Genomic DNA, 26,759 nt, shown 5'->3' with positions numbered 1-26,759 from the left:
CGTAGGTTGATCCAGGAGTCGTTCCGATTGTCCCGTATCCGGATGGGGTGAGGTGGAGCGGGGTGGAGCAGGGGCAGTACGTGGCGGCGGTGACGCGTCGTTCAGGCGTGTTTGCAGATGCGGTCGAGGAGATTGGCGGTGGCGCGCTGGATGCGCGGGTCCACATGGCCGGGGCGGTCCAGCGCCGGGGACCAGGCGAAGGTGCCGGAGGCGAAGACGAGGGCGCCTGAAGGGGCCCGGTACAGGGATGTCTCCTGGTGGCGCGTCGTGCCTTCGCTGTCCTGGTAGGGGGAGTGGGCGAGCAGGATGCGGTTCTCGTGCTGAGGGAGTGTGGTGCGCGGGAAGTAGCGGTCGGCCTCGCCCGCGACCAGGCCGTCGATCTCGTCGCCCTCGTCGGCCCCGGTCGCGTCCCAGAGCCAGTGCTCCGCGTTCCGTACGACCAGGGGATGGGGGTCGGGGACCCGGCCCGCGTACTGGATGCCGAGAAGCTGCTGCTCGGCCCGGTCGACCTCGCGCCAGAGCGCGGGCTTCCCCGGGCCGCGGCGCTTGCGGCAGGTGAGCAGCCGGTCCGGCACGCCGGACGGCGACGGTGAGAGGCTGACCTGCCAGTACATGGTGTTGGCGGAGAGGAAGACCAGCGAGGTGCCGCCGTCCCGGGCGGCCTCCACCGTGCGGCGCATGGGGACCGACCAGTACTCGTCGTGGCCCGGGAAGACCAGGCCCCGGTAGCGGCTGACGTCGATCCGGCCCGCGTGCAGATCGCGGGTATCGGCGTAGGCGATGTCGTAGCCGTACCGCTCGGCCCAGCGGATGAAGTCGTAGGCGTGACCGACGTGGAGCGGCAGTCCGGCACCCGCGTACGGGCGGTCGAAGGAGACGGTGACCGCGGCGTCCTCCTCGCCGAGGAGCCGGCCCTGCTCGTCCCAGGCGTGGTACAGGCTGGCGCCGGTGCGGCCGTCCTCGGGGTAGAGGTTGTACGCCTGCCAGGTGATGTCCGGCAGGACGAGCAGCAGATCGGCCGGGTGGTTGTCACGCACCGTGAAAGGGATGTGAGAGCGGTATCCGTCGGCCGTGGTGAGCACGGCGACATAGGCGCCGATCGACCAGTAGGTGGGGATCTGCAGCCGCCAGGACTGCCACCAGTGGTGGCAGGAGACGGTCCGGTCGGCGGTGAGCGGGGGCGGCTGGACGATGCCGGAGAGCCGCGGGCTGGTGGTGATCTTGGCGGCGCCGTCGCCCCCGTAATGGCCGATCCGGTAGATGTCCACGGAGAACTGCTGGGGCGGGTCCACGGTGATGTGGAAGTCGATCGCCTCGCCGGGGGCCGCGGCGCCGGTCGAGATGAAGCCCTTGATCTGGCGGTGTACGTCGTCGGCGGTACGGGTGCCGCCTCCGGTACCGCGGGCCAGGGCGAGATCCGCGTACCAGGGGACGACCTGGCCGGTGTCGTCGAAGTAGTTCTCACTGCCGCGCAGCCAGGGCAGGGGGCCCTGGCCGAAGGGGTCGGAGACGGCATGCGCGAGGGCACCCGATTCCCACCGACGAATCTGCTCCGCCCCCATAGCGCTTACCTCCCTCGAATCCCCCGAGACAACGGTGATGTGCCGACTGTGGTGCGCCGAGTGTCAGCCTGTGGTGCGACGGCTGTCAGCGTCGGTCCCCAGCACATCACATAACGCATGCACTCCGTCACCGTTCGTCGCGAATTGACGTGAATGGAACGAGCCCCTCCGGATACCGGCCGGTGCCGCCGGTGCCGGGCGGGGACGGGGTGGGCCGTGGGTCACACGAGGCGGACGGGCTTGTCGGTACGGACGCCGACCGAGGCGAGCCAGCAACGCAGCGGTCCGGCGTCCCCGTCCTCGACCAGGCTGAGCACGGGACTGCCCAGATCGGCCCGGCGCTCGCCGTCGACCAGCAGGGCCGGCCCGTCGAGCCAGTCGAGGCCGGGCGCCGCGCCTGCCGTGTCCACGGCGGCGCAGCAGACCATCGCCGCGACATGGTCGGCGAGCAGCTCCGTGCCGGTACGGGGCGGCTGGAGCGGGAAGAGCGGCAGGGGGTCGGGGCCCCAGAAGTCCAGGGCGTCACCGTCGGAGGCAGCGCCCGCGGGCGAGCCTGCCGGAGGCTGCTGCGGGGCTGCGGCCTCCTCGCGGGCCACCGCCGCGCTGATCCCGGCCGCGAGCTCCTCGCCCCGCCCGTCCGGGCCGGAGAGCTGCTCGACGACCCGGGCCAGTGTGGGCACGGCGACACCGGCGCCGTGTGCCCCGAAAGCCCGGACGGCCCCGGCTCCCCCGACCGCCTCGTCGGGTCCTCCGGCCGGGGCGGGACGTACACCCATCGCATCGAGGACGCGGAGCAGGCGGGCCGCTTCGGTACGCCACTTCCGGTCGACAACCTCTTCCGGGTACTGCTGCCAGTCGACCGGGGACCAGTCGGGACCGGTCTCTGCGGGGCCGCCGTGGAAGAGGCGGGCGGCGAGCAGCGAGGCCGCCTCGTCGGCCGCGCCCGGCTCCTCGAGGAGGTCGCAGGCGGGGCGCTCGCCGAGTCGGGAGGTGAAGCCCTCGGCGAGGCGATCGCGCCGGGAGAGCTCGGTGAGGGCGGAGACGACGCCCGCGTCGAGCCGGGACGGCCAGCGGCCCATCCGCCAGGCCGGCAGCGCGACCCGGGTGAGCAGCCGGTCCCAGCCCGCGTAGGCAAGGCCGACCTGCTCCTGGGCCGCGATCCGCAGCCCGTAATCCACAGCCTGTGCACGCTCGGACGCGGCGGCGGCGACACCCCGCTCCATCGCGGCGGCATGGCCGCGACAGCTGCGCAGGAGCAGCCGGGCGATCCAGCCGACGAGGCCGCGCGGCAGCCCGCGCAGCCGCGCGAACCGTCCGGGGGCGGGGACGGCCGCATCGGCGACCGCGCCGTCCAGCCCTCGTACGAAACGGCGGGCGGCGTCTATATCGGGGTGGGCGGCGGGGCCCGTACCTGCGACGACCGGGGCGAGCACCGCCCGTAGCTCGGCAACCCGCATCCACCACAGGAACGGCGACCCGATGACCAGCACGGGCGCCACCGGCACCCGATGACGGCGGCCACCGGAGGCGGCGGGCCGGGTCGCCGAGCTCTCCGCGGGCTGTGCGGAGGGGTGTGTGCGGTCCTCCAGCCAGCTGTCGCAGTCGGGCGTCAGGGCTATGGCCGACGGTGCGGGTACGCCGAGCCGGTCGGCGAGGTCCCGGACCAGCCGGTACAGATCGGGGGCGGCCTGCTCGGTGAGCGGGACGGTCGGACTGACCGCCGGCCTCGCTCGTACGATCGCGACCGAGACCGCCGCGGCGCCCAGCAGCACGACCGCCGCGCAGGCCGTCACGGCCCAGCGCGCGGCGTCCCAACCGCCACCGCCGATGCGGCCCTGCGCGCTCGCGACGAGCAGCACGACAGCGACCGCCGCCGGCAGCAGGGCCACGGCCGTTGCCCTGCTGCGGATGCGCAGCAGGGCAAGAGCTCGGGCACGCGCAGCCTGCACACCCAGCTCCTCACCAGTACCGGTACCGGACACGGCCGGACGTCACCCCCTCTGCCCCCGCGGCGGTAGTGCTCACTCCCCCACTGTGGCACCCGTCACCGACATCGCAATGCCGGTGGGCCAAGTGCCGGAACGCTTGCGCCGCACCCTAGTTGGGGCCTCGGCGGGCGTCATCCGGATGGCTCAGCCGTCACTCGATGGAATGGCTTTGGGCAAAGGTGCTGACGGACCGGTGTCCATAGGGCAGAGGCGCCCGGGCAGCGGGCCGGGACGTCCGGGGACGTGCCGCGCCCCCTCGGGCCTCGGGCCTGAGGGGGCGCGATGTACAGGGCCGGCCGGGGCCGCCCGGTCAGACCCCGGCAGCCTTCCGGGCGATGTCCGTACGCAGCTGCGAGCCGTCGAGCCGGATCCGCGCGGCCGCCGTGTAGGCACGTTCACGGGCGCTGGCGAGATCCTTGCCGGTCGCGGTCACGGACAGCACGCGACCGCCCGCGCTGACGATCTCGTCGCCGTCGCGCCTGGTCCCGGCGTGCAGGACGTACGCATGCGGGGCATCCTGCGCCGCCACCTCGTCGAGGCCGTGGATCGGGTCACCCGTCCGCGGCGTGTCCGGGTAGTTGTGCGAGGCGATGACCACGGTGACCGCGGCGTCGTCGCGCCACTTGAGCGGAGGCAGCTCGTCGAGGGTGCCGTTGGCGGAGCCCAGCAGGACACCGGCCAGTGGGGTCTTCAGACGGGCCAGGACCACCTGGGTCTCCGGGTCGCCGAAGCGGGCGTTGAACTCGATGACACGGACACCGCGCGAGGTGATCGCGAGACCCGCGTACAGCAGCCCGGAGAAGGGGGTGCCGCGGCGGCGGAGCTCGTCGACGGTCGGCTGGAGGACCGTCTCCATGACCTCGTCGACCAGCTTGGGATCGGCCCACGGGAGCGGGGAGTACGCGCCCATGCCGCCGGTGTTCGGGCCCTCGTCGTTGTCGAGGGCCCGCTTGAAGTCCTGGGCGGGCTGGAGCGGCAGCACGGTCGTGCCGTCCGTGATCGCGAAGAGGCTCACCTCGGGGCCGTCGAGGAACTCCTCGATGACCACGCGGTCGCAGGCCAGCGCGTGGGCGCGGGCCGCCTCGATGTCGCCCGTGACGACGACGCCCTTGCCTGCGGCGAGGCCGTCGTCCTTGACGACGTACGGGGCACCGAAAGCGTCGAGGGCGGTGTCGATCTCGGCGGGGGTGGTGCAGACGTAGCTGCGGGCGGTGGGGACACCCGCCCCGGCCATCACGTCCTTGGCGAACGCCTTGGAGCCCTCCAGCTGGGCCGCCTCGCCGGAGGGGCCGAAGCAGGGGATGCCCGCGGCGCGCACGGCGTCGGCGACCCCGGCGACAAGCGGCGCCTCCGGGCCGACGACCACCAGCTCGGCGCCCAGTTCGGTGGCGAGGCCCGCGACGGCGTCGCCGTCGAGCGCGTCGACCGGGTGCAGTTCGGCCACCTCTGCGATGCCGGCATTGCCGGGTGCGCAGTACAGAGCGGTGACTTCGGGGTCGAGGGAGAGAGAGCGGCACAGGGCGTGTTCGCGGGCGCCGCCGCCGATGACGAGGACCTTCACGGGGTGCAGCCTAACCGCCGGGGCGCGGCGGCCTTGACGGATGCCGCTCCGTGGACAGCCCGTGAGGCGTACCGCGGCCCCGCCCGGCCCGCGCTACTCGTTGGTGAACTCCTCGACGACCGTGGCCCCCAGCTCCCGGACGATCAGGTCATGACCGGAGAGCGCCGAGTCGACCAGATCCGGGTCGTCCGCCTCCGGAGTGTCGTCCTCCGGGGCGACCGGACGCGGCGGCTCGGGAGCGGTCCGGGGCTGCGGGGCGGGGGTCGCGGCGGGGCCTGCGCCCGGCTGCTGATGCTGGGCCGGCGCGGGCCGGGACTCGTACTGCTGCGGGGCGGGCGCGGTCGGGCGCTGCGGTGCGGGCGGGGCGGACGGCCGGCCACCGCCGGTCTGCTGGGGCTGTCCCGCGCCGCCCGACGGGTCGACGATCGCCTCGATCTTCCACTGCATGTTGAACTGCTCGGCGAGCGCCTGCTTGAGCACGTCCTCGCTGCCACTGCTCGCGAAGTTGTCGCGGGCACCGGCGTTGAGGAAGCCGATCTGCAGGGTGGCGCCGTCGAACCCGGTGACCTGCGCGTTCTGGCTGAGCAGGATCCAGGTGAACCGGCGCCGGTTCTTGACGGCCTCGAGGATGTCCGGCCACATGTTCCGCACCTGCGCGGCACCCTGCGTCATGCCCGGGCTCGGCTGGGGGGCGGCACCCGGGGCGGGGGCCGGCGCCGCCGGGGCCGGGGCGGGGGCCGCAGAGGCGACGGGGGCCGGTGCCTGACCCGGGGCGGAGGCGGTCGGCCAGCCACCGGGGCGGCGCCCGGACTCCGGTGCGGCAGCGGCGGGCCAGGCCCCGGGACGCTGCCCACCCGTGGGAGCCTCGGCGGGCGGCTGCGGAGCGGGAGCGGCAGGCGCAGCGGGCGCTGCCGGGGCCGCGGGCGCTGCCGGGGCCGCGTACTGGGCGGGCTGTACGGGCGCGGCGGGGGGCGCGGTCTCGGGGGTGTCCCCCCGCACGGCCGCCCGCGCCGCAGCGACCCCGTCACCCGGCGGAACCATGGCTGCGGGCGCATGCGCCTGCGTCTGAGGTCCCGGCACGTACCCCATGGCGGGCCCGGACCCGGCGGTCGCGAAGGAGGCGCCGCGCTCCAGCCGGTCCAGCCGGGCCTGCAGCGAACGCTCGTCGTCGAAGGCCGCGGGCAGCAGCACCCGAGCGCAGATCAGCTCGACCTGGAGACGCGGCGAGGTCGCCCCGCGCATCTCCGTGAGCCCCTGGTTGACCAGGTCGGCGGCGCGGCTCAGCTCGGCAGCGCCGAAGACGGACGCCTGGGCCTGCATCCGCTCGACCACATCGGCGGGTGCGTCGATGAGGCCCTTCTCCCCGGCGTCCGGCACAGCGGCCAGGATCACCAGGTCGCGCAGCCGCTCCAGCAGGTCGGCGACGAAGCGCCGCGGGTCGTTTCCGCCTTCGATCACCCGGTCCACGACCTCGAACGCCGCCGCCCCGTCGCCCGCGGCGAACGCGTCCACGATGGAGTCGAGCAGCGACAGGTCCGTATACCCGAGCAGCGAGGTCGCCATGGCGTATGTCACACCCTCGTCGCCCGCACCCGCCAGCAGCTGGTCCATCACGGACATCGAGTCACGCACGGATCCGGCGCCGGCCCGCACGACCAGCGGCAGCACGCCGTCCTCGACGTAGCTGTCCTCCTTGCCGCAGACCTCGGCGAGATATTCGCGCAGCGTCCCCGGCGGCACGAGGCGGAACGGGTAGTGGTGCGTACGCGACCGGATCGTGCCGATGACCTTCTCGGGCTCGGTGGTCGCAAAGATGAACTTGAGGTGCTCCGGCGGCTCCTCGACCACCTTCAGCAGGGCGTTGAACCCCGCCGATGTGACCATGTGCGCCTCGTCGATGATGTAGATCTTGTAACGACTCGACGCGGGCCCGAAGAACGCCTTCTCCCGCAGATCACGGGCGTCGTCCACGCCACCGTGCGATGCGGCGTCGATCTCGATGACATCGATCGATCCCGGCCCGTTGCGCGCGAGGTCCCGGCAGGACTGGCACTCCCCGCACGGCGTCGGCGTCGGCCCCTGCTCACAGTTCAGACAGCGGGCGAGGATGCGCGCACTGGTCGTCTTCCCGCAGCCGCGCGGACCACTGAACAGGTACGCGTGATTGACCCGGTTGTTCCGCAGGGCCTGCTGCAGCGGGTCAGTGACATGCTCCTGCCCGATGACCTCGGCGAACGACTCGGGGCGGTAGCGGCGGTACAGCGCAAGGGACGACACACCTACGAGGTTATCGGGGCGGACCGACAACCGGCCCCGGACCGGGCACACCACCGGGGACCGGGCAATCCACACCACCGGAAGACACCGGGAAGCTCCGCAGGCCCCGGACACGCAAGGGCCCCTCACGCACCCGCCAGAGCCAACCTACCCTTGCTGCCTTCCGGCCCTGGGGGAGTTCAGTCAGATAGCGCCACGTGAGGGGCTGATGCCTACCTTAGCCGATCCCACCCCGATCAAGTCCACCCGCTGCCGTCCCGACCCCGTCGGTGGGGAACGTGTTCGCGAGCACTCCTCAACGTCTTGTATTGTTTGCCGCGGAGGATTCGCCTAGTGGCCTAGGGCGCACGCTTGGAAAGCGTGTTGGGGGCAACCCCTCACGAGTTCGAATCTCGTATCCTCCGCCATTGCTCTCACCGGGCAATACGTCGAAGGGCCCCACCGCTTGCGGTGGGGCCCTTCGACGTTCGTAGTCTCATCTGCAGTCTCAACGAGACTTCTCAGAGCCCTCCGGGCCGCTCTCCTCGGGGTCCTTGGCCACTTCCCAGATGAGTCCCCCGACCCGCTGCGCGACGTCGGCGAGGATGCCGCCCGTCACATGCTGGTACCGGGCCGCCATCGCCGTGGACGACCAGCCCATGATCTGCATCACGACCCGTTCGGGGACACCGAGGATGAGTAGCACCGTCGCCGCGGTGTGCCGCGCATCGTGCAGGCGCCCATCCCGGACCTTCGCATCGACGAGCAGCCGCTTCCACACGTCGTAGTCCGTACTCGGCACCAGCGGCTCGCCCACGGGCGAAGTGAAGACGAACCCCGACTCGCGCCAATCCTCCCCAGCGATCGTCCGCTCGCGTGCCTGCTCTCGGCGGTGGAGCTCCAACAGCCTCACAAGCTCGTCGGGGACGCCGATAACGCGGCGGCCGGCGCGCGACTTCGTGTTGGCCGTGTCCTCGTTCTTCCTGACCCGCTTCTTGCAGTAGCCCGGCTTCGTGCCGCAACCACCCCCGCACCCGTGCAGGTACTTCGGCCTCAGACGGCTCTTCCTGACGCGCAGGACACCGCTACTGGTATCGAGATCCGCCCACCGCAGCCCGAGCGCTTCACCCTGCCGCAGCCCCAGCGCGAGCGCGATAGACCAGCGGGCGCTGTTCCGAAGCTTGGCGGCCTCGGAGAGGAGACGCTGCACATCCTCGATGTCGTATGGCTCCACCTCCTCTTCCTCAATCCTCGGAGGTACCGCGAGAGTGGCGACGTTCCGAGTGATGTGGTCGCGGCGCATTGCGTGGTTCAGTGCCGTGCGGATCGTGCGGTGAACCTGATGCGCGGTCGCTGGCTTACTGCCGTTGGCGAGCATCCGGCTGTAGAAGCGCTCCAGATGCTCCGGTTCCAGCTTGTCGAGTCGGTGCGCCCCCACACCGGGCACGAGGTGCACCCGCACAGCCACCTCGTAGCCGGCATACGTGTTCTCTCGCACCGACGGCTTAGCAATCTCCTCCACCCAGTGCAGCAGCCACGCCTTCACGGTCCACGGCCGTCCGGGCTTTCGCACCTTGCCTTCGTCCCGCTGCTTCTCCAGGGCACGGACTTTCTTGATCACCTCCCCTTCGCTGACTTTGCTCATGACGTGGCGCCGGTCTCGCTTACCGTCGTCGCGGATGCCCACGGTCACGCGGCCGTGCCAGTAGCCGTCACTGCCGAGATAGATGGACGACGCCCCGTCCGGGCGCTTGGGCCGCTTGGCCATTGCTTCTCCTTACGCGGCTGCGTGGTTGCTTCGTGTCTGCATGCGCTGGGTCAGGTAGTCGACGAGCGCTTGAACGGGGACCCTTCGGCTGCGGCCGAAGGGGACAGTCGGTACTGCTCCGTCGCGGATCAGGCCGTACATCGTGGTCCGGCCGATACTCAGGCGACGGGCCGCTTCCTCTACCGTCACGGCGAGCAGCGAGGGGTCAAAGTCGGCTCGGTTCGCGTCGGCCTTGTGCATCTGGACGAGTGCCACGGCTGGGACTCCTCTTCGAGTGCGTGCTCTTCCTTCGCTCTGGGGGATCCGCAACATCCGCCACGCCGCAACATTGCAGGTCAGCGGCTTGAGTTTGTGGCGGATAGCGGTTCTGTGGCGGATAGGTGCCGCCACACCTACGTGTGGCGGCACCTGCGCGCCGGTGCGGGTCAGCCGGCCACGGAGAAGAGTGGTGTGGCGGTTTCCGGGGGCGTGTGGCGGATGGCTGTGGCGCTATCCGCCACAGATTCACCCCCTCTGACCTGCGGTGTGGCGGCTGTGGCGGATGTTGCGGACCTGGGAGGGGGCGGGGGGCAGTACCGGGTCCAGGCGTCCGCGAGGTCTTCCGCGTAGTAGCCCTTCGGGGTTCCGGAGGAGATGCGGATGCCACGCGGCTTGATCGGTTTGTTGCCCGGGGTGACGTACTGACCGAGGAACTTGGCCAGGCCCCGGGAGTTCAGGGGCTTGTCGTCCAGATCGGCCCACGGGGCGTCGTCCATCGCGAGGAGGCGTTCGAGGATGACGGCGGTGGGCAGTCGCTCCGCTCCGCAGAACACGGCGTCGCGCAGGTCCGTGAGCAGCCGGACGCCCAGGGATGCTTCGTCGTTGTCCTGGGCGGCGTTGACGAGTTCGACGCACGCCGCCCGTGCCCGGTCGGGCCAGTGGCCGCCGGCCGCATCTGCGACGGCGAGGAGGGGTTCCCACACGTCGGCGGGCCGGTCGTTGATCCCGTCCGGCATCTCGGGCCAGGCGTCCTTCACGCTGTCGCGGACGCTGTCGGCCCACTCGGCGAGACGGTCCCGCAGCGCGAACCCTTCATGCTCGTTGAGACGCTGCCGGTAGGACTCCACGCTTTCGTTGGGGGCCCGCTTGCGCATCCGGATGATGACGGAGCGGGTCAGGATCGTGTCGGGCAGGGAGCCGAGCCCGGCCATGGCGACCGCGCAGAACGACGAGAACGGCTGGACAGTCTGGTTGGCCCCGTCACCGACGCAGCGGTGCATCTTCCCGGACCGGCGGTACCCGGAGTTCAGGAAGCCGCGGACCGGTTCGTTGTCCCCAGCCTTGGGACCGAACACGGTGTCGATCTCGTCGAACAGGATCGTGGGGCGGCCCTCGGGTGCGTCCACGAGACGGAAGAGGGCGTTGGCAGAGGAGTTGACCGTGGTCAGGGCGCGAGGCACCACGGTTTCCACGATCTCCAGAGCCCGGCTCTTGCCACTGCCCGGCTCCGGGGAAAGGAACGCCAGACGCGCAGTGGAGTCGAAGCAGTCCATGAGGTGGGCGTGCGCGTCCCACAGGACAACGGCCACGTAGGCGGCTTCCCTGGGGAAGATGTTGAACCGTCGGTGGAAGGCCTCCACCTCGTCGAGCAGGGCGGCGCCGTCGATCGGCGGGGTGGTCGGTGTCGCGTTCACGTGGCGATCCCTTCCTGGTTCGTGCGGAGAGGGCAGAGGGTTCGGTGGTGGGCGTGTTCTTCGACCAGGGCGATCACCTTGCGGCGGCCGACCGCGCTGCGGTTGCGGCCGCAGTGGCAGGTGGACGTGGCGGTGGGGATCGCTCGTGGTGGCATGACGACGTGCAGCCACCCGGTGGGGTACCTGCCGTCTCCGGTCTGCGGGTCAGGGCGAACAGATGAAGGGACGCCCTGACGGGCGACGACTGTCGGCGCACCACTGCCGGACGCGGCCGGGGCCGGTTCGGCGAGGCGGAGGTGCCGGGTCGTTGAGGTACGGCTTTTCAGTAGGGGGTTCGGCCGGTCGCTCATGTCGTCTGCCTCGGCCGGCAGGTCCGGATGGACCAGTTCAGAGCGCTGCGCAGGGTCGAGCGGCACTGGGATGCCGGGAGTCCGGTCGACTCACCCGCCGACTGAAAAGCCTCTTCCACCACGTGCCGGGGGATGTCGCCCCACGCGACGAAGCGACCCAGAGAGCGGGCGCTCTGGAACAACTGTGCCTCGCGACGCCCCTCTTCCGCCGCTTTGATCGCTGCGGCCTCCCGGGCGAGGGCGGTATCCGCGGCCCGGCTTCCATGCTTCGGAATGGCGAGCCGCGGTGACTGTGCGGGGCGCTCGGCGGGCTTGAGGGCGTTCAGCAGCCATGCGGGCAACTCGACCACGGGCGCGGGGTCGACGACGTCGTACGTGCCGCCGTGGACGACGCTTCCCGGGGCGACGACGTAGCCACCCCATGCGCGCGTATCGACCAACGGGCCCAGCTTGCCCGCGCTGTTGGCGAGCCGGATGCCGGTCGGGGCGGTGAAGTACAGGTGGTGTCCGCCGCTCGCGGTCCGGGTCCGGTAGGTGGTCGGGACGGCCTGGCCGGTGCGCTCGCAGAGCGCTTCAAAGGTCGTCACACCGGAAGGCGTGTCCGCACTGCTGTTGGGCTTGGGCATGTCGAGATCGACGACGACCAGCCCGGACGGACCGGTCGCGACCCCGATGTTGAACCGGCCCGCGGACCACGCTTGCCGGATGCGGTCGGGATCGGTGGTGGCGCGCTGCTCCCACTTGCGGTGACCGGTGGTGCATTCACCGCTGCCGGGGCAGGATGCCTCTCCGTGCAGGGCGGGCGGCTTACCTCCCGGCCGTAACGGGAAGACTGCCCAGCCGCGGGCGGCGGCATCGAGCGCTGCGGCCAGCAGCGCGGAACGTGCTTCATGGGTCATGCTGGATTTCTCCAGTTCTGTGAATAGTGCTGGCAGACGAGGGCGGCCCCCGTTCATTGGCGTGAGATGGGGCCGCCCTCGGCGTAGCTACTTCTTGGTGCCGTGGCGGGTGTGGTCGTGGGCGAGCGCGGCCAGTCGGCGGGCTTCGTCCGGGGTGACGGCGCGATAGCGGATGCGGAGGGCGCAGTCGGGGGCCGGGCACCGCAGGGTGCGTCTGCCTGTGAGGCGGGCGATGGCGTCGGATACCTGGTCGGCACGCGTCCTTCGGTCGGGCATGGGTCCCTGCTCTCTGACTCAGTTGTGGAAGCGGTTGGAGTTGGGGTTCTGGTCGCACCAGTCCTCGGCGCACACCTTGTGGACCGGTTCGCGGTCGTGGGAGCGCATGGGTGTGGGCTTGCCGCAGAGCACGCACGGCAGGTTCCGGGCGGCGTCGAAGTGGCGGGCGTCCCGCCAGTCGAGGAGTGGCATGACCCCACCCGTTAGCGGTGGTTGATGGTGCCGTTGGCCTTGCCGAACATTCCGCTCGCGGTGATGTTCTGCGTGATGTGCGTCGTGCTGGTGCCGGTCGCGGCGCGTCCGAGGCGAAGAAGGACGGGGACGCCGATGGCCGCGGCGGCAATGAGTGCGACGGCGGACCACAGGGCTTGGCTCATGGCGATCAGTCCCGGGGCTGCGTAGGAGAGTCCGATTCCCGCGGCGGCGACTCCCCCGCCGACCGTCGGCGTCAGGAGAGCGGTGGTCTTGGCCCATGCCGGGATCGGCTGCGAGACAGGCACCGGCGGCGGGGGCGGGGCCTGGTTCGGGGTGTAGGCGAGGGTGCGTATGCCGCCGGGCAGGGTGACCATCTGGACGCCGGGCGGGATCTCCGAGGGCAGCATCACCCGCCCTTCGGGGGCGGGGAGGTAGGCGGGATAGTCGGCCGGACGGGGCTGGGTGGTGATCTCGTACGCGGTCTCGGGGTACACAAAGGGCTCCCTTCAACGCCTCGGGCGGCACCCGTGGTGGTTGGGTGCCGCCCGAGGCGTTGTGACAGTGCGTGGTCGTAGTGGCTACTGGCTAGTGGCTACTGGCAAGCGCGAAAGGGCCTGTTGGGGCCCCTGGTTGCCAGTGGAGGGGCGTTCTACTGGCTAGTGGCAAGTTGGCAGTAGCCAGTAGCCGGTAGCGCTGTGTGAGGTGTTCAGGCGTGGTCGGGGTGGATGTAGACGGAGTGCGGTCCGTTGTCCCGGTAGACCAGCTCGCCTCGCTCGGCCGCTGCTTTGAGCGCGGCCCGTACAGCCTGCCGGCTGCGGCGGACGAGGTCGGCGACGGCGGACGGCTTCATGCCCGTCGGGCCCGCAGCCTTGATAGCAGCGGCCGCATCCGACAGCCAAGCCGGGCCGCCGTCCTCGTTGTCGGCGTCGCGGAGCGCGGACAGATTCAGCCCCGCCGGGGCCGGACCGTCGGGGGTGCCCTCGGGGTCGGGGGCGGTGGCGAACTGCGCATCGACCTGTTCCATGAACGCCCGCACCGCCGCATCCTCATCGTCTGCTGGTGCGGCTTCGTCGCTGCGGAGCGCAGCGAGGTTCAGAGCGCCGATACTGCTGGTCGTCTGCGTCGGGGCGTCGGTGGCCGGGGTGTGGGTGGTGTCTCGCATCCAGGCTGTCCGCCCCGGATCCCACCGCGAGGCGTAGGCGTCTGCGGCGGCCTTGCGGGAGATGTCGTCGAGGTGTGGGTGCATGTCGGAGGTGGCGATCACGATGTCGCGGATCTGGTTGGGCAGGATCCGCCAGTTCTTGAACAGGGCCGCCGGGGACTCCGGGGTGCCCATGAACCCGGCGCCCTTGAACGGGGCTTGGTCCACCTTGAGCCCACGGGAGCCGGGGAAGACCTTGCCCAGGTCCATGCCTTCGACTTCCCCGCCGGTGAGGCAGACTCGCGCTTTGGCCTCGCGGCGGATCATCAGGTTGCCGAGCACGGACCCGGTGGCACCGAGCGCGGTGAGCACCGTGCGGATGCCCATGGCGCGCAGCATGCGGATCACTTCGAGGATCTTCTTCGCGAGTTCCTTCATGCGCCGGTCGGTGCTGGTCAGGATCTCCGCACCCTCGTCGACGACCAGCATGATCTGCGGAATCTTCGCGCTGATCGGGAGCTGGTCGGTGTTCCGCTCGGCCATCAGGTCCTGGTAGGCGACCTTGCGGCGCAGCCCGATCGCCAGGGCAGCATCGAGCATCAGCACGGCTTCCTCGTACGTCGAGGCAAGCCAGTCAATGCCCGGCCGGACCCCGTCGACGAGTGCTCCATTCGCGTCCAGTGCCGGGCGGACCCAGGACAGGCCAGCCGATCCGGCGTTGAGGTCGATCACCCAGGTCAGGACGTCCGTGGTGCGGGCGAACCCGGCAAGGATGACGTGCACCATGTTGGTCTTGCCGGACCCGGTGGGGCCGACGACCAGGGCGCACTGTTCGCGCAGGTAGACGCAGATCTCTTCGGCGTTGGTGCGGTAGCCCCACGGGATGCCGGTGTAGATGGACAGGGGCGTGTAGTCGGACGGGTAAGTGCGTTCCTCGGAGAGGACGTTGACCGTGGTGACGTCGATCAGAACGCGGCCCTGGTGGATGCCCTGTGAGGCAACCGCGGTGCAGCCGTGCGGCAGACGCGCATCCGCGGACAGTTGCGCAGAGTAGCCCGCGATCTTGTCATACGTCGCGCCGCCGGCGGGGAGTTCGGCATCGACGGTGAACCCTGTGCCGGTGGGCCAGATCTCCACCGCGAGGACTCGCAGCGTGAGGCCGCAGACGCGTTGGACGCGGTCGACCCACTCCGCGGCGATCGCCCGGCGTTCGGCGGACAGTTCGCGGGCGACCTGGCGCTCAGCCTGCGCGATCGCCTCCAACTCCCGTGCTTCTTCGTACAGGAGGGTGGAACGGGCCGCCGCGCCCATGCCCACGCCGATCGTGGCGAGGGAGCCGATGGCAGCCCAGGTCAGGGGCCCGGTGGTCATGGCCCAGGTCGTCCACCCGGCTCCGACCAGCCAGGAAGCGGACCGCATGGCGATGGTCCGGGCGGAGAGGCGTTCGCGCAGGCTGCTGATGGTGTGCCCGATGGCGCCGGCGGCGCCGACGGCGAGGGCCCAGCCGGGGGGCATGCCGGTGGCTGCTCCGGTGGTGGCGACGGCGAGGCATCCGGTGGTGGCGGACAAGGCGCCGGTCACGGGTCCGTGACCGGCAGCCCAGTCCCACACCGGCCCAGTGCTGGCCTGTGTGTTGGTGGTCATGATCAGACGTTCCATCCCTTCTCGGCCTCGGGCCCGTTGCGCGGGTCCTCGTGGCGGGCGATGTCCTGCTCGTGGGACTGGCGGAACAGCGGACCCATGTCCTCAGCGACCGCAACGGCGGACATGACGGCGCCGAAGATGTCGTTGAAGCCGTCCGCAACGTCCTTCTCCAGCGGGAACTCCGAATCAGCCCGCTCGGCGAGTACCTTCATCACGTTCGCCACGCTCGTGAGCGCGGCCGGGAGCCCTTCGACCATGGCCAGGATCTCCATGGCGTTCTCGGGGTCGTACTGCCCAGCAGCGGACTCCATCTCCGCCGCGTACTCCTCGAACCGGAAACCAGACACGTTCTCTCCCTCACTACTGCTCGTGGTGGTCGGTGCCGCCGGAGTCGGCCCCGTAGGGCGCTCCGCCGTACCGCCGACCTGATCGGCACTGTCGTCGGCCGCTTCGGCGTCGGCGGCGGCTTCGTCGTCCTGCAGGGCAGCGCGTATCGCGTCATCCCGCTGGTGGCGCTGTTCCTCGGCCGTGTGTGTGAGGCGGGCGTAGAGGCGGCGGCCCGGGTACTGCAGCCAGGCCCAGCCGAGCTTCCGGCCCAGCGGGGTGGTGAGCATGCCGACCAGCCCCAACGCCCCGGCGAGCAGGGCGGCGCGCAGTCGACGGCCCTGGAACCGGGCGGCCGACCGCCACAGAGCCTTACGGGCCCTCTTCCGGGCGGGGGCCTTGCGCACCGCGCCCTGCTGTCCGGCCACTTTGTCGGCGGCTCGACGGTCCCGTTGGGCCCGGTTGCGGTCGATCACCGCGCCCTTGGCCGCAGCGACCCGGCCCGCGGCTTTGCCCACGGACCGGCCGATCGCGCCTTTACGGGCCATGGAGGCCGACCGCGCTGCTGTCTTGGCACCTCGGCGGGCATCCGCCACGGCACGCCGCGACCCGGTCGTCTCGGCCCGCCGGGCCGCCCGTGACGGGGCCGTCTGCCGTGCCGACGCCCGCAACGCCTTGACCTGCCCCGCACGACTCCGAGACTTACCCGGAGCTGCAGTGGAGGCGTGTGTGGTCGGTGTCTTGCGGGTGTTGCGCGGGCGGCTGTTCAGTCCGCCCGACTTCCCGGCCCCCAGCGAGGAACCGGCGGTGCTGCGGGTCGACTTCCCCCGGCCGCGACCTGCGGTCTTACTGGTGCCGGCGTTCCCGCTACCGGTCTGCGTCGGCACTCGACCCGCCCCGCCGTGACGGGAGGTACGACCAGCCGATCCCGCACCGGCCGCAGAGCGCGACGTACGGCCGGTGGCCTTGCCAGACTTCTTCTTCTCGCGGTGCTTACGGGTCGCCGCGGCCGTGCCGAGGACGACCGCGCCGGTGGCGGCAACGGCAAGCGCGGCCGGGCCTCCGACCAGCGCTGCGGCAGCGAGCAGGGAGGTGGTGGCGTTCGTGCCGGTCACCGCGAGCGGGAGGACCGGCCAGCCGCCCGGGGTGTGGTCCACCTCGGCGGCCGGGGCGGGCTTCTGCTCGGGTGCCGGAGGCGGGATGTCCGGGGCGGCCTCGGGGGCCGCTACCGAAGTGATGGTGGTGTCGGTCATGCTGAGTGCACTCCTTCGTGGGAGTAGGGGCCCGACCGGTGCTGTGGAGGCTTGCGGCCGGGCCCTGCGGGGTTTCACGCAGCGCACTGTTCTTCGGGATAGGCGCAGGTCACACACATGCCGAGCGAGCGCGGGATGCGGTACTCCGCGTCCCGGCGGCAGTTCGGACAGACCTGCTGAGCGGCGTTCGCTTTGGCGAGCGCGGCCCACTTGGCCGGGGTCATGGGACGGATGGGCTTGGCCCGGTCGATGCGGTAGAGATAGGCCACCAGCGGGCCTCGGCGACGACGGGGCTGGTGCAGTACGGCGGCCACGTCCTGTCCGCCGGGGCGCAGGCCAAGGGCCCGAAGCTGCCGGTACGTCGCGAAGCCGTCCGGTGCGAGCCGCCAGCGGTAAGGCAGGGCGCTCACCTCGTGTTCTCCTCCTGCGAGAGGAGTGCGCCCCACGCGACGCGGACGCGCTTCTCACTGCCGACGAACCCGGCCTCGCGGAACGAGGCGGCGGCCCGCCGGTAGGACAGGGGTGGGTCCTCCGAGTAGCGCAGGTGCCGCAGCACGACAACCAACTGATCGTCGGTTAGGGTCTCGCCGGTCTGCGGCGTCACGACTCCCGCGACGGTGGCCACCTCGGCCAGCGTCAGCGGCGTCACCGCCGGCTCCGAGTTGGAGCCGCTCTCGGCCGCCGCGTCCTCGGCCGTTACGGGCGGCACAGGCGGGATCTCCGGGGCGGTCCCAATGGCGCTGTCCTGTGTGTCCCCTGCCTCCGACGGGGCCGTGGGTGCTTCGAGTTCGAGGCGGGAGGTAGCCGGTGTGACGGCAGGCGTGACGCCCGGCGTGACGGCCGTGGTGGCCGTGACGGAGAACATGTCCATCAGCGCTGCGTCGGCACCGCTGGTGACCCGCTCGCGCTGCACGTCGACCAGCCGCGCCCCTAGGGACACATCACCGATCCCGACCCGGCGGGCGAGCTTCCATGACGTGCGCTCCGACCGTGCCTGCACCTTCGCATCCGGGTGGTTGGCCGCACGGGCCCGGTGGAAGGCCAGCGCCTGCACGACCTCAGCGGCCTTGCGCTCCGCGTCGGCGTCACGGCCGTCCGTGTGGACGACGATGCGCCGCGCGAGGAACGCCATGCCCTCCGCGGCCACGCACATGCCCATCGGGGTCACGGCGTAGATGACGGTCTTACCCGGATCGTCACCGGCAGCCATCCCCGACATCACCGACGACGCGGCCGGCAACGCCCACAGGCCCACCCGGACCACGAGCGGGGAGGACTGGCCCAGCATCGTCAGCCCCAACAGAACCAGGGCCAGGACCGCGGTTGCGCCCTCACCGGCCGCGACGGCACCGAGCGCGGTACCCGACCCGTAGGCGGCACTGATGTTGCTGTACGTACCGACGCCACCTGCGATGCCGGTGGCGAGCATCGGCACGAACGCGGCAGCCAGGACAACCTTCTGCGCCCGGCTAAGGGCCCGTCGGGGCCCCTCCGGATTCGGCTGCGTGGTCATGCGGCCACCGCCGATCCGGTGGTGAGCCGCGCCGTAACCGGGCGGCGGCCGGTGTGGCGCGGCCGTCGCCCGGTCGGCCGGAGCGCTGTGGCCGGCAGAGTCCGCAGCAGCGATTCGGCGTAGGCGGCGGTCTCGGGGTCACTCTCCCGAAGGCCCGCCAGAACCTCGTGTGCGACGTCCAGCCGTGCGGCCCGCTCCATCGCGGACTCCGTGGCCGAACCAGTGAACAGCTCCAGGTCGATCCCCAGGGCCAGCTCGATGAACTCGGTCGCCGTAACAGGCTCGCGACCAGCAACGATGGTCTTCATGGGTCGTGTTCTCCCTAGCAGTAGGAACGGCCCAAAACAGCGGCCCCGGTGTTCGAGCACCGGGGCCGCACGCCGTTGTGGATGAAGCGGAAAAGACGTTCTCCGGCTCCCCTCAGCCCCGCCGGTACGGCCACAAGGCCGGACAGGCGGAGGAGGCAACCGGCCGCAGAGTGTGCTGCGGAGTTGAGTACTTCAGGTGGTCTCTTTCGGGGACGCGCCTGCCGGATCAAGGAACAGGTCGCTAGGGCCCCGCTGTAGGCAGAGACCTGCCGTCCGGACTGACAAGGGACCGCCCGCCTCTCGGCGAACAGCTGTCCGGCACCTCCCCCCGACCGATGCGAGGCTCCTGTGCGTTGCAATCCACCGCCCGAAGGCAGGGGAATAAGACGCAAGACGACACACTTGAAGGAGCTGCACCGCTTGCTCAACTTGTTGGTACAAGCTGATGCAGTGATGGTGCACCCACGAACCGTGAGGCGTCAAGCGATCGGGGCACACATGTACCAACAAGTTGAGCGAGTGCGTCATGATGGGGTCATGAGCAAGCAGGCGAAGTACCGACAAGTCGCGGATGCTCTGCGCCGCGAGATCGACAACGGGACCTACCCGCCCGGGTCCCGACTCCCCTCGGAGAGCGAGCTGTCAGCGCGTTTCGACGCGTCGCGGAACACGGTGCGGTCCGGGCTGGGCTTGCTGGTCATGCAGGGGCTTGTCTCGTCCAGTCAGGGACTCGGATACGAGGTCGCCAAGCATGAGGTGTTCGAGCTGAACGCCTCCCGGTTCGAGAACCTGAACTTCCCGCAGAACGGCGATGCATACAACACCGACGTAACTGCCGCAGGGCGTCGGCCGCATCAGACGTTCAGGGTCGAGATTCTGCCCGCGCCGGCCGACGTGGCAGAGCGGCTGAAGGTGGAGCCTGCATCGCGTACGGTCCTGCGGTTCTGCCATCGCTACGTCGATGACGTGCCGTGGTCGACTCAGGCGACGTACTACCCAGCATGGCTCGCAGACGAGGCTCCCCGCCTTGCCGAGCCCGGCGACATAGACGAGGGCACAACCCGCTACCTCGCCGCGCACGGAACCGAGCAGGTCGGGTACTTCGACGAGATCTCCACTCGCATGCCGACCCCAGACGAGGCTCGACTTCTAGAGATCGGCGCGGGGGTGCCAGTGCTGCTTTGGATGCGAACCGGGTACTCGGCTGAGCAGCCCATTCGCTGCACCGTCACGACGTTCCGAGGCGACCTAAACCGGATGAACTACGAGATCGGCGACCAGTCCGCCCGAAGCGAGAACGATCCTCAGTGAAAGTCTTCCTTGCCCACCCGGACGACGTGACCAAGCTCGTAGCCTTCCGCGAGGAGGCTGCCGCTTGGCTCGCGCATCTTGGCAGCGACCAGTGGCAGCGTCCCTATCCTGCTGATCGGCTAACAGCCACGATTGAGGCCGGCTCCGTCTTCATGGTTATGGATGGCGCCACGACCGCAGCCACCATCACGCTCTCGCCTGAGGCAGAAGAGGGCCTGTGGACGGAACAGGAGTTGGCCGAGCCGTCCACCTTCGTCACCAAGCTGACCGTGTCCCGTGCCTACGCTGGGCAGAGCCTTGGTGGACGATTGCTCGACTGGGCGGGCGACAGAGCGTATCGAGATGGTGCGAAGTGGCTCCGCCTTGACGCTTGGACAACGAACGAGGCGCTGCAGCGGTACTACCTTCGGGAAGAGTTCGAGCACGTCCGCACCGTCCGAGAGGGTGGCGCGGTGAACGGGGGACCGCGCGTCTCCGGGTGGCTCGCACAGCGTCGAACGGCACCGGCTGAACACGGCTTCGAGGACCACACCGCTTCGTCCTGACAAGCTGGCCTTGGGAGCTGTCCCGGTTCACCGCGCGGTAGAACTTTCCCTACTTCATCAAGGCGCCGCGCAAGCGCGGCGCGCGCCGCAGCCCCCGGCCGCGGGCTGCCTCTGTCTTCGCCCCGGCTGCCCCCGGCCGGGCGGCGGCGCACCGAGCGCGACACCAGCCCAAGAGAAACGGCCGACACCGGGTGGGAGCCCGAGGGGGCCGGGCCGACCAGTTCGAGCGGCCGAAAGAGGTGCCTCCGGCGGGGGCGCTCAGACTCCGGGATGGAGGGGGCGCCGTACGCGAGTGCCGGCCGAATCGTGGCGAGCGTCGTGGGCTCCCATCCCGACCACCATCGACCCAGGCAGAGCCGAGCAGACGCGGCCCATGGCGTCCAGGTCGTTCGTACAGTGGCGCGCTCCACCTGGACGCCATGAACCACGCCCGCTCCACGGTGTGTGGGTCGACGGCGGACGGGATGGGAGCTGGGGCGAGTGGTGGGTGATGTCAGGTCCAAGGTGCGCCGAACCCCTTGGCGATGAGTTGGCCGCCTGTTACCTTCGCGCATGATTACGGGACTCTGCGCTGCCCTCATCGGCGGCGTGATCGGGACGCTGCTCATGGCGCGGCGAGCGCGGCGAACAGCCACTCAGACCGAAGCAGGGCAAACAGTCTTCTTCCAGGTCGGGGCCAACCTGCCGGACGAGGGGCGCCGATACAGCCTTGGGCAGGTACGGGCTGGAGGCAAGTTCCAATGGAAGCCTCGCTGGTCGTGGACGCGGCTGCGTGAACTCCCGAAAGATCTGCGCTACATCAGCGCACGCCAAGCAACCTTCCGCGACATGTTGTGGCTCCCGACCAGAGCGCTGGTGATCGAGTGTGAATCGTCTGCGGGGCCTGTACGACTATGGGCCTACCCGGAGCAGGCGGTGCACGTTGTGGAGAGGATCCGGCGTACAAGTACCCCGAACTCGTCGAGCGCCCCGGTTCCTGACATCAGCAGCTGACACCAACAGGTGCGAAAAGCGGCGGTCGACGCTGGACGTCAGTAGACAGCCAGTCGAGGCACACAGAGGGTTGGCCGAGGTCGACGTCTCCCCTTGATCGACCTGATATGGATGAGGCCGGAGCTCAAAACGGTCATTGCTGATCCTGGCACTCCTGTCCATGTCCGTTGCAACGACCCTGCAGGGCAGCGGCAATATGCGTGGCATCCGCCAGCCCATAGTTACCCGCCTCCCTGATCATCCTGATGGCCTCAAGCCTGTTACCAGCCTGCAGCAAGCGCAGGGCCTCGCCTTGGACCTCGGCCGGCAGGGACAACCCACGCCCTCGCTCCGGATCAGCTTGCTCGATTCGCCGCTGCAAGTCGCGCTCAATCCAGGGCTGCCGCACCGTTTTCGACCGCCGGCGAAATCTGAACACCACACCTCCCTGATGTTGGTCGCCGAAGGCTAATCGACGGCAGGTCTCTGTGCCACGGCCGCGCCAGATCAGGCGGGGACTCACGGGGAACTGCGGCTGCTGGCAGGAAGGGCGGCCAGCTTCCGCCGAAGACGGCATCCCGCAGGTCAGACCTCAACTCGCCCCACCACGCTCCTAAAGCGGTGGTCCACACCTGGCGGCTGAGATCATCCGTGGATGGCAGACGCACCGCTACCCCCAGGCTGGACCCTCCACCAGATCCGCGACGTGTCCGGGGACCGAAAGGCTGTCGCGCTGGATCCAAACCGGGCGGTGAGGTGGGTGGCCGGCACTGGAACCCACGAGGTGCTGCACCCAGAGATCATTCTCGGGTTCCACAGCCTGTGCCTTGTGAAGCCTGTTCATGACGACGACTGGTGCATGGGCAGCCTGTACGACGACGGCAGCATCGACTGTTGGTCAGCCTACGACGATCTGTACGAGGCACTCCGCGGTCTGTAGCGGCATGCGGGCTGAGCACACCAGGCGCCCTGGCTCATGACCGGCCCGGGCCGTCTCAGGGCTGTCGGAGGGTGCTCAACGACGACCAACGCTGAATTCCTCTGCCGCTCAAGATCCGAGTGCTGATACATCAGCGCGGCCCGCTCCGAGGAGTGGCCGGCGCGCGCCATCGTGTCCTTGAGCGTGGCACTCGGCTGTATCGCATCCCCTGAGGAAGATGTATCCCAAGGCCCGGCGCGTCATCGGATGCGCCGGGCCTTGGGGGCGGGCGGCCTCAGCTGGTGAAGGTGAAGTACTTCCAGGAGCCGTGCGTGGTCGAGTTCACGGTGTCGCCCGAGGAGTCGTTGATGTAGGACGACCGCACGCGCATCGAGTAGCCGGTCTGGTGCGTGCCGCCCAGTTCCACCACCGACTTGCCCGTGGAGTCGAGCTTGAAGTACTGGGACCCCGCCGACCGCCAGGCGCCGTCGTAGTAGATCTGGAACTGCAGCCTCTGCGAGCGGCCGGGGTAGGCCGTCATCGTGGTCGTGAGGAGCGGATTGGTCGTCTTCCGGAAGTAGTACTTGGTGTGCCCGCTGACCGTGGCCGTCTTGTAGTAGCGGCTAAGGCTCAGCGACACCTTGACCTTCGCGCCCACCCAGCTCGTGGCCGTCTTCGGGGCGGTCCGCGCGTCGCCGGAGAAGGACGCGCTCACCGTGGTGTCGCGCTTCAGGGTCAAGGTGACCGACAGGCTGCCCTCGCTGTTGACCGTGCCGGTCTTGACCAGGTACTTGCCCTTGCCGTCGCCCGCGGTGTCCGCGTAGAGCGAGAGCGTCCGGTTCTTGTACGTCGTGCCGAGGTGGGCGGTGAACGTCACGTTGCTGACGTAGGCGTAGACGTTGCCGTTCTTGTTCACTGTCAGGGTCGTGGAGTTCCGGGAGACCTCGACCGTGTCGGAGGCGGAGGCAGTCGTGCGATCGGCGTCGCCGGCATACGAGATCTTGTACGTGACCTTGCCGCCCGCGGGCGGGGTGTCGGTGAAGGAGAAGGTCCCGTCCGCCTTCACCGTCGCGGCCGGGAGCGCCTTGCCGTTCGGGGACTCCAGGTCCGTCCGGGTGACCGCGACGGTGGTCCCCCCGGGCAGCCCGAGCGTGTTCGTGACCTTGCCGGAGACGGTCAGCGACTTGGCACGGTCGGCCGTCGCCGGGGCGTTCACCGTGATGGTGGTGACGGCCTTGCTGGGGTCGGTGACGACGCGCAGGCGGTACTTGTTGATGAGGTCGTGTGTGACCGCGAAGAGCCGGCTGCTGTCGGGCGCGAAAGCGAGGTCGCCGTGGTCGAGCAGGGTCTCTTGGGCGATTCCATTCTGGTAGTCGGTGAAGTTGGCGGTCCGCCTCGGGGTCGTGCTACCCGGCTTGTAGATGGACACATGGGGGCGGTTGAAGGAGGCGTAAGTGTCGGTGCCCCCCGCGACGAGGCCGTCCGGCGCGACATCCACCGACCGTTGTTCCCAGTAGCTGCTCGGATACCTGATGGTCTCTGACAGGTCTGAGGTCCGAAAGACCTGCTGGAAGTCGCCTGCTGTGGTGGCCACCACGAGCTCTGTGCCATCCGGGGTGAGCGCCAGGTCCTCCGCGGTGTTGCCGATGGCCGCGTCCTGCCCGCCGAGGAACGCGGTCCGGCTGGCCGTGCCGGACGACACGTCATAGATGCCGAGGGTGAAGTAGTACTGGCGCGAGCCGGCCGCCAGGGTGTCGGGAGCGCCGGGTGCCGAGTCCAGCAGGGGAGCGTCCTTCCACGTCCCCTCGGCCTCCTGGGCGAGGGAAACCTGCGGCTGCCCGCCGGACAGGTCGAGTGAGCCGATGTTGCCGTGGCCGACGCTGCCATAGCCGAACCAGAGTTTGCCGCCCGCGAGCGCCAAGTGCTGCGGATCTGTGCCGTCACCCGTCGCGTACCGCCTGGCCTCGGTGAGCGTCGCCGTGTCGATGGCCACGATCTCATCAGCTCCCGGCACGGCGACGTAGACCGTTGCCGAGTCGGCGGAAAGCTCCAGGCCGTCAGCCTGCGGCAGCGAGGTGATCGTCCCGATGACGGTGCCGTTGTAGTCGGTGGCGACGACCTTGCCTCCCGACGGGTCACTGATGAAGACCCGCTGGTGAACGCCGTCCACGATGATGTCGCCGCTGGACGTGATGGGCAGCGCGGCGCTGCTGTCGGCGACAGCAGCGCCCGCCGCCGACCCGATCAGGGCGACAGAACCGAGAGTGACCGCGAGCGCTGTTACGGCCGAAATGCTGCGCACACACACAGTGATGCAACCCCCACTAGGAAGACAGTTGCCCACAAGACCCCTGGAGCCCCTTCAGGGTTGTACGGCACACCTGCGCAAGTTTCCGCAGGTCCCACTGGATGCCGCCCAGGAGCCGAGCACCTTCCTATGGCAGGCGCGCACTCGGTATGACTCGGTCCAACGGTGGTGAGTGTCCAACTGCGTGACAACGCTGGCGAACAGCCCCAGACAAGCACGGACGGCGGCGGACCATCGCAGCAGGTCAGCGGCACACTCGCCCCTACTTAAGCCCCCTTCGGGTTGCTTCGAGACGAAGAGGTCGCCATCGAAAGAGGCCCCCTCCAGGCGGCCTGTTTGTCGCGTGCATCCTGGCAGCATGACGAATCCCGGCGGCCCGTACGTCAAGGTGCACTTCCGGCTTGAGATAGAGGACGACTGACCTCCGGCCTCGGTGGAGAGCTTGTGGGCGATCGACCAGGGTGACGGCACCGTGCAGCTCGACAACATCCCCTGGTTCATCCGAGGCATCGCCTGCGGCGACGTCGTGGTCACGGAGCCCGACGAGGAAGGCGTGCGATGGGCCGGCGAGGTGGTTCGGCGTTCGGAGAACTGCACCATCCGCCTCATCGTGTTCCGTGACGGCCGCTCGGGAGCTGCACGGCAAAGCGTGATCAACGCGTTTCAGCAACTTTGGCGTCGACGGCGAGGGCATAGAACGGTTCGGCATGGTGGCCTTGGACGTTCCGCCCACCGCTGATCTCGCCAAGGTGCAGAGGCTGCTCAACCACGGCGCAGCCGAGGAGTGGTGGGACATGGAAGAGGGGTGCATCACGGCGCAGTGGCGGGCCACTTCCGCTGGCTGACGCCGACCACGTGGGCCAAGGCTGGGCCGTCCCTGGGCCGTCCGAGGCCGATCGACAGTGGCCAACAACGACCAATGGCGACCCCTGAGCCATGGCGGACCAGCGTCCCGACCTGCAAAATCCCAGCGTCTCAAGATCCCCGACAAGACCCAGGGCAAGAAGACGGGCCTTGAGTCGGCCATTGAGACGTTGAGCGCGGCAGGCGTCGTCGGTGGTGCCGCCTAGAGTGCCCAACATCAGCACTGGATCGAACACCCAGGGGTGGGACATGAAGGAGCGCGAGCGGTTCGCACTACTGCGAATCACCGGCAAGTACGGCGGCAGTGTCGTGGTCGAGTTGAACGACTCCTATGCCCCGGGCATTCCGGACGTGAAGGGACAGCTCCTGGTCCACAACGATTTCGTGTCCGGCGTCCACGACACCTACGTGGAGCCAAGAGACCTGGCCGACTGGGCGCACGTATTGGACGCGGTCGCCGCGGGGCACGACGCCATCTGGCGCGAGGCTGCGCGAGTTGCCGAGATCGGCATCCACCTGGACTGGCGGGAGGCCGACCACGATCGGATCACGGTCACCATCGCCGACCAGCAGACCACCAGGCTGGCCGTCTCCCTCGACATGGACCCCGGCTGGATCGACGAGCAGCGTGTCCTGCTCGACAGGCTCCGCGCCGTCTGGGCGCACCTGATCCCCGCGGACTGAGTTCAGAGGGGGCAGCCCGTGCCACAGGCGTGCCAGATGGCGCGGGGACTCACGAGGAACAGCGGCTGTCAGCGGGGCTCAGGAGCCGCAGGCACCGAAGCCGGCATTACCCAGGTCAGCGGCAGACTCGCCCCACCTCGCTCCTAAAGCGGGTGTCAGCCCTCAGTCCCAACTCGAACGTGCTGCGGGTCCATGGCTGCCGTCCGGGCAGTCCAGCAGTCTCATCGACAGTCTCATTCGCAGCCGTTCGCAGCCGTTCAGCCCTCCTGCGAGCAACCCAGTAGCCCGTCCCGCGGACGACCGTGAACCAGGACGAACGGGGCCGTGCAGAGTTGGAAAGCGTGTTGGGGGCAACCCCTCACGAGTTCGAATCTCGTATCCTCCGCCATTGCTCTCACCGGGCAATACGTCGAAGGGCCCCACCGCTTGCGGTGGGGCCCTTCGA

At 69.7% G+C, this 26,759-nt stretch carries 25 protein-coding genes, 1 tRNA gene and 1 other RNA gene; 8 read left to right on the top strand and 19 right to left on the bottom strand.

Translation table 11 applies throughout. The annotated features are described in order from the left end of the window. Window positions 1-101: 101 nt before the first annotated feature. From OHA03_RS14695 to ffs, 5 genes are all read right to left on the bottom strand, one after another. Window positions 102-1,562 carry a N,N-dimethylformamidase beta subunit family domain-containing protein gene (locus tag OHA03_RS14695; RefSeq protein ID WP_267004311.1) on the bottom strand — a complete coding sequence of 487 codons (1,461 nt, stop codon included), beginning with the start codon at window positions 1,560-1,562 and terminating at the stop codon, window positions 102-104. Between the two features lie 221 nt (window positions 1,563-1,783). Continuing rightward, on the bottom strand, window positions 1,784-3,544 hold the full coding sequence (locus tag OHA03_RS14690) for a hypothetical protein (RefSeq protein WP_267004310.1): 1,761 nt from the start codon (window positions 3,542-3,544) through the stop codon (window positions 1,784-1,786). A gap of 316 nt (window positions 3,545-3,860) precedes the next feature. Beyond that, entirely contained in the window at window positions 3,861-5,111 is a 1,251-nt protein-coding gene (purD, locus tag OHA03_RS14685; protein WP_267004309.1) for a phosphoribosylamine--glycine ligase, read from the bottom strand. A 93-nt stretch (window positions 5,112-5,204) separates the two neighbouring features. Further along, window positions 5,205-7,388 (bottom strand): DNA polymerase III subunit gamma and tau, encoded by a 2,184-nt coding sequence (locus OHA03_RS14680; protein ID WP_267004308.1) that lies wholly within the window; start codon window positions 7,386-7,388, stop codon window positions 5,205-5,207. Window positions 7,389-7,501: 113 nt separating this feature from the next. Further along, an RNA gene (gene ffs / locus OHA03_RS14675) (signal recognition particle sRNA small type) lies at window positions 7,502-7,598 on the bottom strand. A gap of 109 nt (window positions 7,599-7,707) precedes the next feature. Here ffs and OHA03_RS14670 point away from each other — a divergent pair. Beyond that, window positions 7,708-7,795, top strand: a tRNA-Ser gene (locus tag OHA03_RS14670). Window positions 7,796-7,875: 80 nt separating this feature from the next. Here the strand turns inward: OHA03_RS14670 and OHA03_RS14665 are convergent. From OHA03_RS14665 to OHA03_RS14605, 13 genes are all read right to left on the bottom strand, one after another. Beyond that, complete coding sequence (locus tag OHA03_RS14665; protein WP_267004307.1) at window positions 7,876-9,135, bottom strand: tyrosine-type recombinase/integrase; 1,260 nt, start codon at window positions 9,133-9,135, stop codon at window positions 7,876-7,878. 9 nt (window positions 9,136-9,144) lie between these two features. Further along, window positions 9,145-9,375: a helix-turn-helix domain-containing protein gene (locus OHA03_RS14660; RefSeq protein WP_267008051.1), complete on the bottom strand. Its 231-nt coding sequence runs from the start codon at window positions 9,373-9,375 to the stop codon at window positions 9,145-9,147. Between the two features lie 185 nt (window positions 9,376-9,560). Continuing rightward, window positions 9,561-10,808, bottom strand: coding sequence for a DUF3631 domain-containing protein (locus tag OHA03_RS14655; RefSeq protein WP_267004306.1), 1,248 nt, complete (start codon window positions 10,806-10,808; stop codon window positions 9,561-9,563). Beyond that, window positions 10,805-10,963 carry a hypothetical protein gene (locus tag OHA03_RS14650; protein WP_267004305.1) on the bottom strand — a complete coding sequence of 53 codons (159 nt, stop codon included), beginning with the start codon at window positions 10,961-10,963 and terminating at the stop codon, window positions 10,805-10,807. The genes OHA03_RS14655 and OHA03_RS14650 overlap by 4 nt, the downstream gene beginning before the upstream one ends. Window positions 10,964-11,154: 191 nt before the next feature. Then, the gene (locus OHA03_RS14645) at window positions 11,155-12,057 is read right to left on the bottom strand and encodes a bifunctional DNA primase/polymerase (RefSeq protein ID WP_267004304.1); all 903 of its coding nucleotides are present in this window, start codon (window positions 12,055-12,057) and stop codon (window positions 11,155-11,157) included. An 87-nt stretch (window positions 12,058-12,144) separates the two neighbouring features. Beyond that, window positions 12,145-12,333 carry a hypothetical protein gene (locus OHA03_RS14640; protein ID WP_267004303.1) on the bottom strand — a complete coding sequence of 63 codons (189 nt, stop codon included), beginning with the start codon at window positions 12,331-12,333 and terminating at the stop codon, window positions 12,145-12,147. 18 nt (window positions 12,334-12,351) lie between these two features. Continuing rightward, the gene (locus OHA03_RS14635) at window positions 12,352-12,525 is read right to left on the bottom strand and encodes a hypothetical protein (protein ID WP_267004302.1); all 174 of its coding nucleotides are present in this window, start codon (window positions 12,523-12,525) and stop codon (window positions 12,352-12,354) included. 11 nt (window positions 12,526-12,536) lie between these two features. Then, the gene (locus OHA03_RS14630) at window positions 12,537-13,022 is read right to left on the bottom strand and encodes a hypothetical protein (protein WP_267004301.1); all 486 of its coding nucleotides are present in this window, start codon (window positions 13,020-13,022) and stop codon (window positions 12,537-12,539) included. 212 nt (window positions 13,023-13,234) lie between these two features. After that, window positions 13,235-15,313: a hypothetical protein gene (locus tag OHA03_RS14625; protein ID WP_267004300.1), complete on the bottom strand. Its 2,079-nt coding sequence runs from the start codon at window positions 15,311-15,313 to the stop codon at window positions 13,235-13,237. Between the two features lie 2 nt (window positions 15,314-15,315). Further along, window positions 15,316-16,890: a hypothetical protein gene (locus tag OHA03_RS14620; protein WP_267004299.1), complete on the bottom strand. Its 1,575-nt coding sequence runs from the start codon at window positions 16,888-16,890 to the stop codon at window positions 15,316-15,318. A 74-nt stretch (window positions 16,891-16,964) separates the two neighbouring features. Continuing rightward, window positions 16,965-17,300: an RRQRL motif-containing zinc-binding protein gene (locus tag OHA03_RS14615; RefSeq protein ID WP_267004298.1), complete on the bottom strand. Its 336-nt coding sequence runs from the start codon at window positions 17,298-17,300 to the stop codon at window positions 16,965-16,967. Then, window positions 17,297-18,403, bottom strand: coding sequence for a hypothetical protein (locus OHA03_RS14610; RefSeq protein WP_267004297.1), 1,107 nt, complete (start codon window positions 18,401-18,403; stop codon window positions 17,297-17,299). The genes OHA03_RS14615 and OHA03_RS14610 overlap by 4 nt, the downstream gene beginning before the upstream one ends. After that, a complete protein-coding gene (locus tag OHA03_RS14605; protein ID WP_267004296.1) occupies window positions 18,400-18,711 on the bottom strand; it encodes a hypothetical protein in 312 nt (103 codons plus the stop codon). The genes OHA03_RS14610 and OHA03_RS14605 overlap by 4 nt, the downstream gene beginning before the upstream one ends. 537 nt (window positions 18,712-19,248) lie before the next feature. Between OHA03_RS14605 and OHA03_RS14600 the strand changes: the two genes are divergently transcribed. The 4 genes from OHA03_RS14600 to OHA03_RS14585 all read left to right on the top strand — a co-directional run bounded on the left by OHA03_RS14600 (window position 19,249) and on the right by OHA03_RS14585 (window position 22,479). Beyond that, window positions 19,249-20,022 (top strand): GntR family transcriptional regulator, encoded by a 774-nt coding sequence (locus OHA03_RS14600; protein WP_267004295.1) that lies wholly within the window; start codon window positions 19,249-19,251, stop codon window positions 20,020-20,022. Then, window positions 20,019-20,567 (top strand): N-acetyltransferase, encoded by a 549-nt coding sequence (locus tag OHA03_RS14595; protein WP_267004294.1) that lies wholly within the window; start codon window positions 20,019-20,021, stop codon window positions 20,565-20,567. Before OHA03_RS14600 ends, OHA03_RS14595 begins: the two co-directional genes overlap by 4 nt. Window positions 20,568-21,720: 1,153 nt before the next feature. Further along, window positions 21,721-22,011 carry a hypothetical protein gene (locus OHA03_RS14590; protein ID WP_267004293.1) on the top strand — a complete coding sequence of 97 codons (291 nt, stop codon included), beginning with the start codon at window positions 21,721-21,723 and terminating at the stop codon, window positions 22,009-22,011. A 183-nt stretch (window positions 22,012-22,194) separates the two neighbouring features. Further along, window positions 22,195-22,479, top strand: coding sequence for a hypothetical protein (locus OHA03_RS14585; protein ID WP_267004292.1), 285 nt, complete (start codon window positions 22,195-22,197; stop codon window positions 22,477-22,479). 274 nt (window positions 22,480-22,753) lie between these two features. Here OHA03_RS14585 and OHA03_RS14580 read toward each other — a convergent pair whose 3' ends face one another. Continuing rightward, window positions 22,754-24,760 carry an Ig-like domain repeat protein gene (locus OHA03_RS14580; RefSeq protein WP_323181212.1) on the bottom strand — a complete coding sequence of 669 codons (2,007 nt, stop codon included), beginning with the start codon at window positions 24,758-24,760 and terminating at the stop codon, window positions 22,754-22,756. A 448-nt stretch (window positions 24,761-25,208) separates the two neighbouring features. Between OHA03_RS14580 and OHA03_RS14575 the strand changes: the two genes are divergently transcribed. From OHA03_RS14575 to OHA03_RS14565, 3 genes are all read left to right on the top strand, one after another. Next, window positions 25,209-25,505, top strand: a complete 297-nt coding sequence (locus OHA03_RS14575; protein WP_267004290.1) for a DUF4265 domain-containing protein — start codon at window positions 25,209-25,211, stop codon at window positions 25,503-25,505. Beyond that, window positions 25,474-25,611 (top strand): hypothetical protein, encoded by a 138-nt coding sequence (locus OHA03_RS14570; RefSeq protein ID WP_267004289.1) that lies wholly within the window; start codon window positions 25,474-25,476, stop codon window positions 25,609-25,611. The genes OHA03_RS14575 and OHA03_RS14570 overlap by 32 nt, the downstream gene beginning before the upstream one ends. A 268-nt stretch (window positions 25,612-25,879) precedes the next feature. Then, on the top strand, window positions 25,880-26,314 hold the full coding sequence (locus OHA03_RS14565; RefSeq protein ID WP_267004288.1) for a DUF5959 family protein: 435 nt from the start codon (window positions 25,880-25,882) through the stop codon (window positions 26,312-26,314). The last annotated feature ends 445 nt before the right edge of the window (window positions 26,315-26,759 follow it).

This window comes from Streptomyces sp. NBC_00154 (genome assembly GCF_026342835.1).
Classification (GTDB): Bacteria; Actinomycetota; Actinomycetes; order Streptomycetales; family Streptomycetaceae; genus Streptomyces.
The sequence above is the reverse complement of the archived record's forward strand: the minus strand, read 5'-3'. Positions and strand labels throughout refer to the sequence as shown.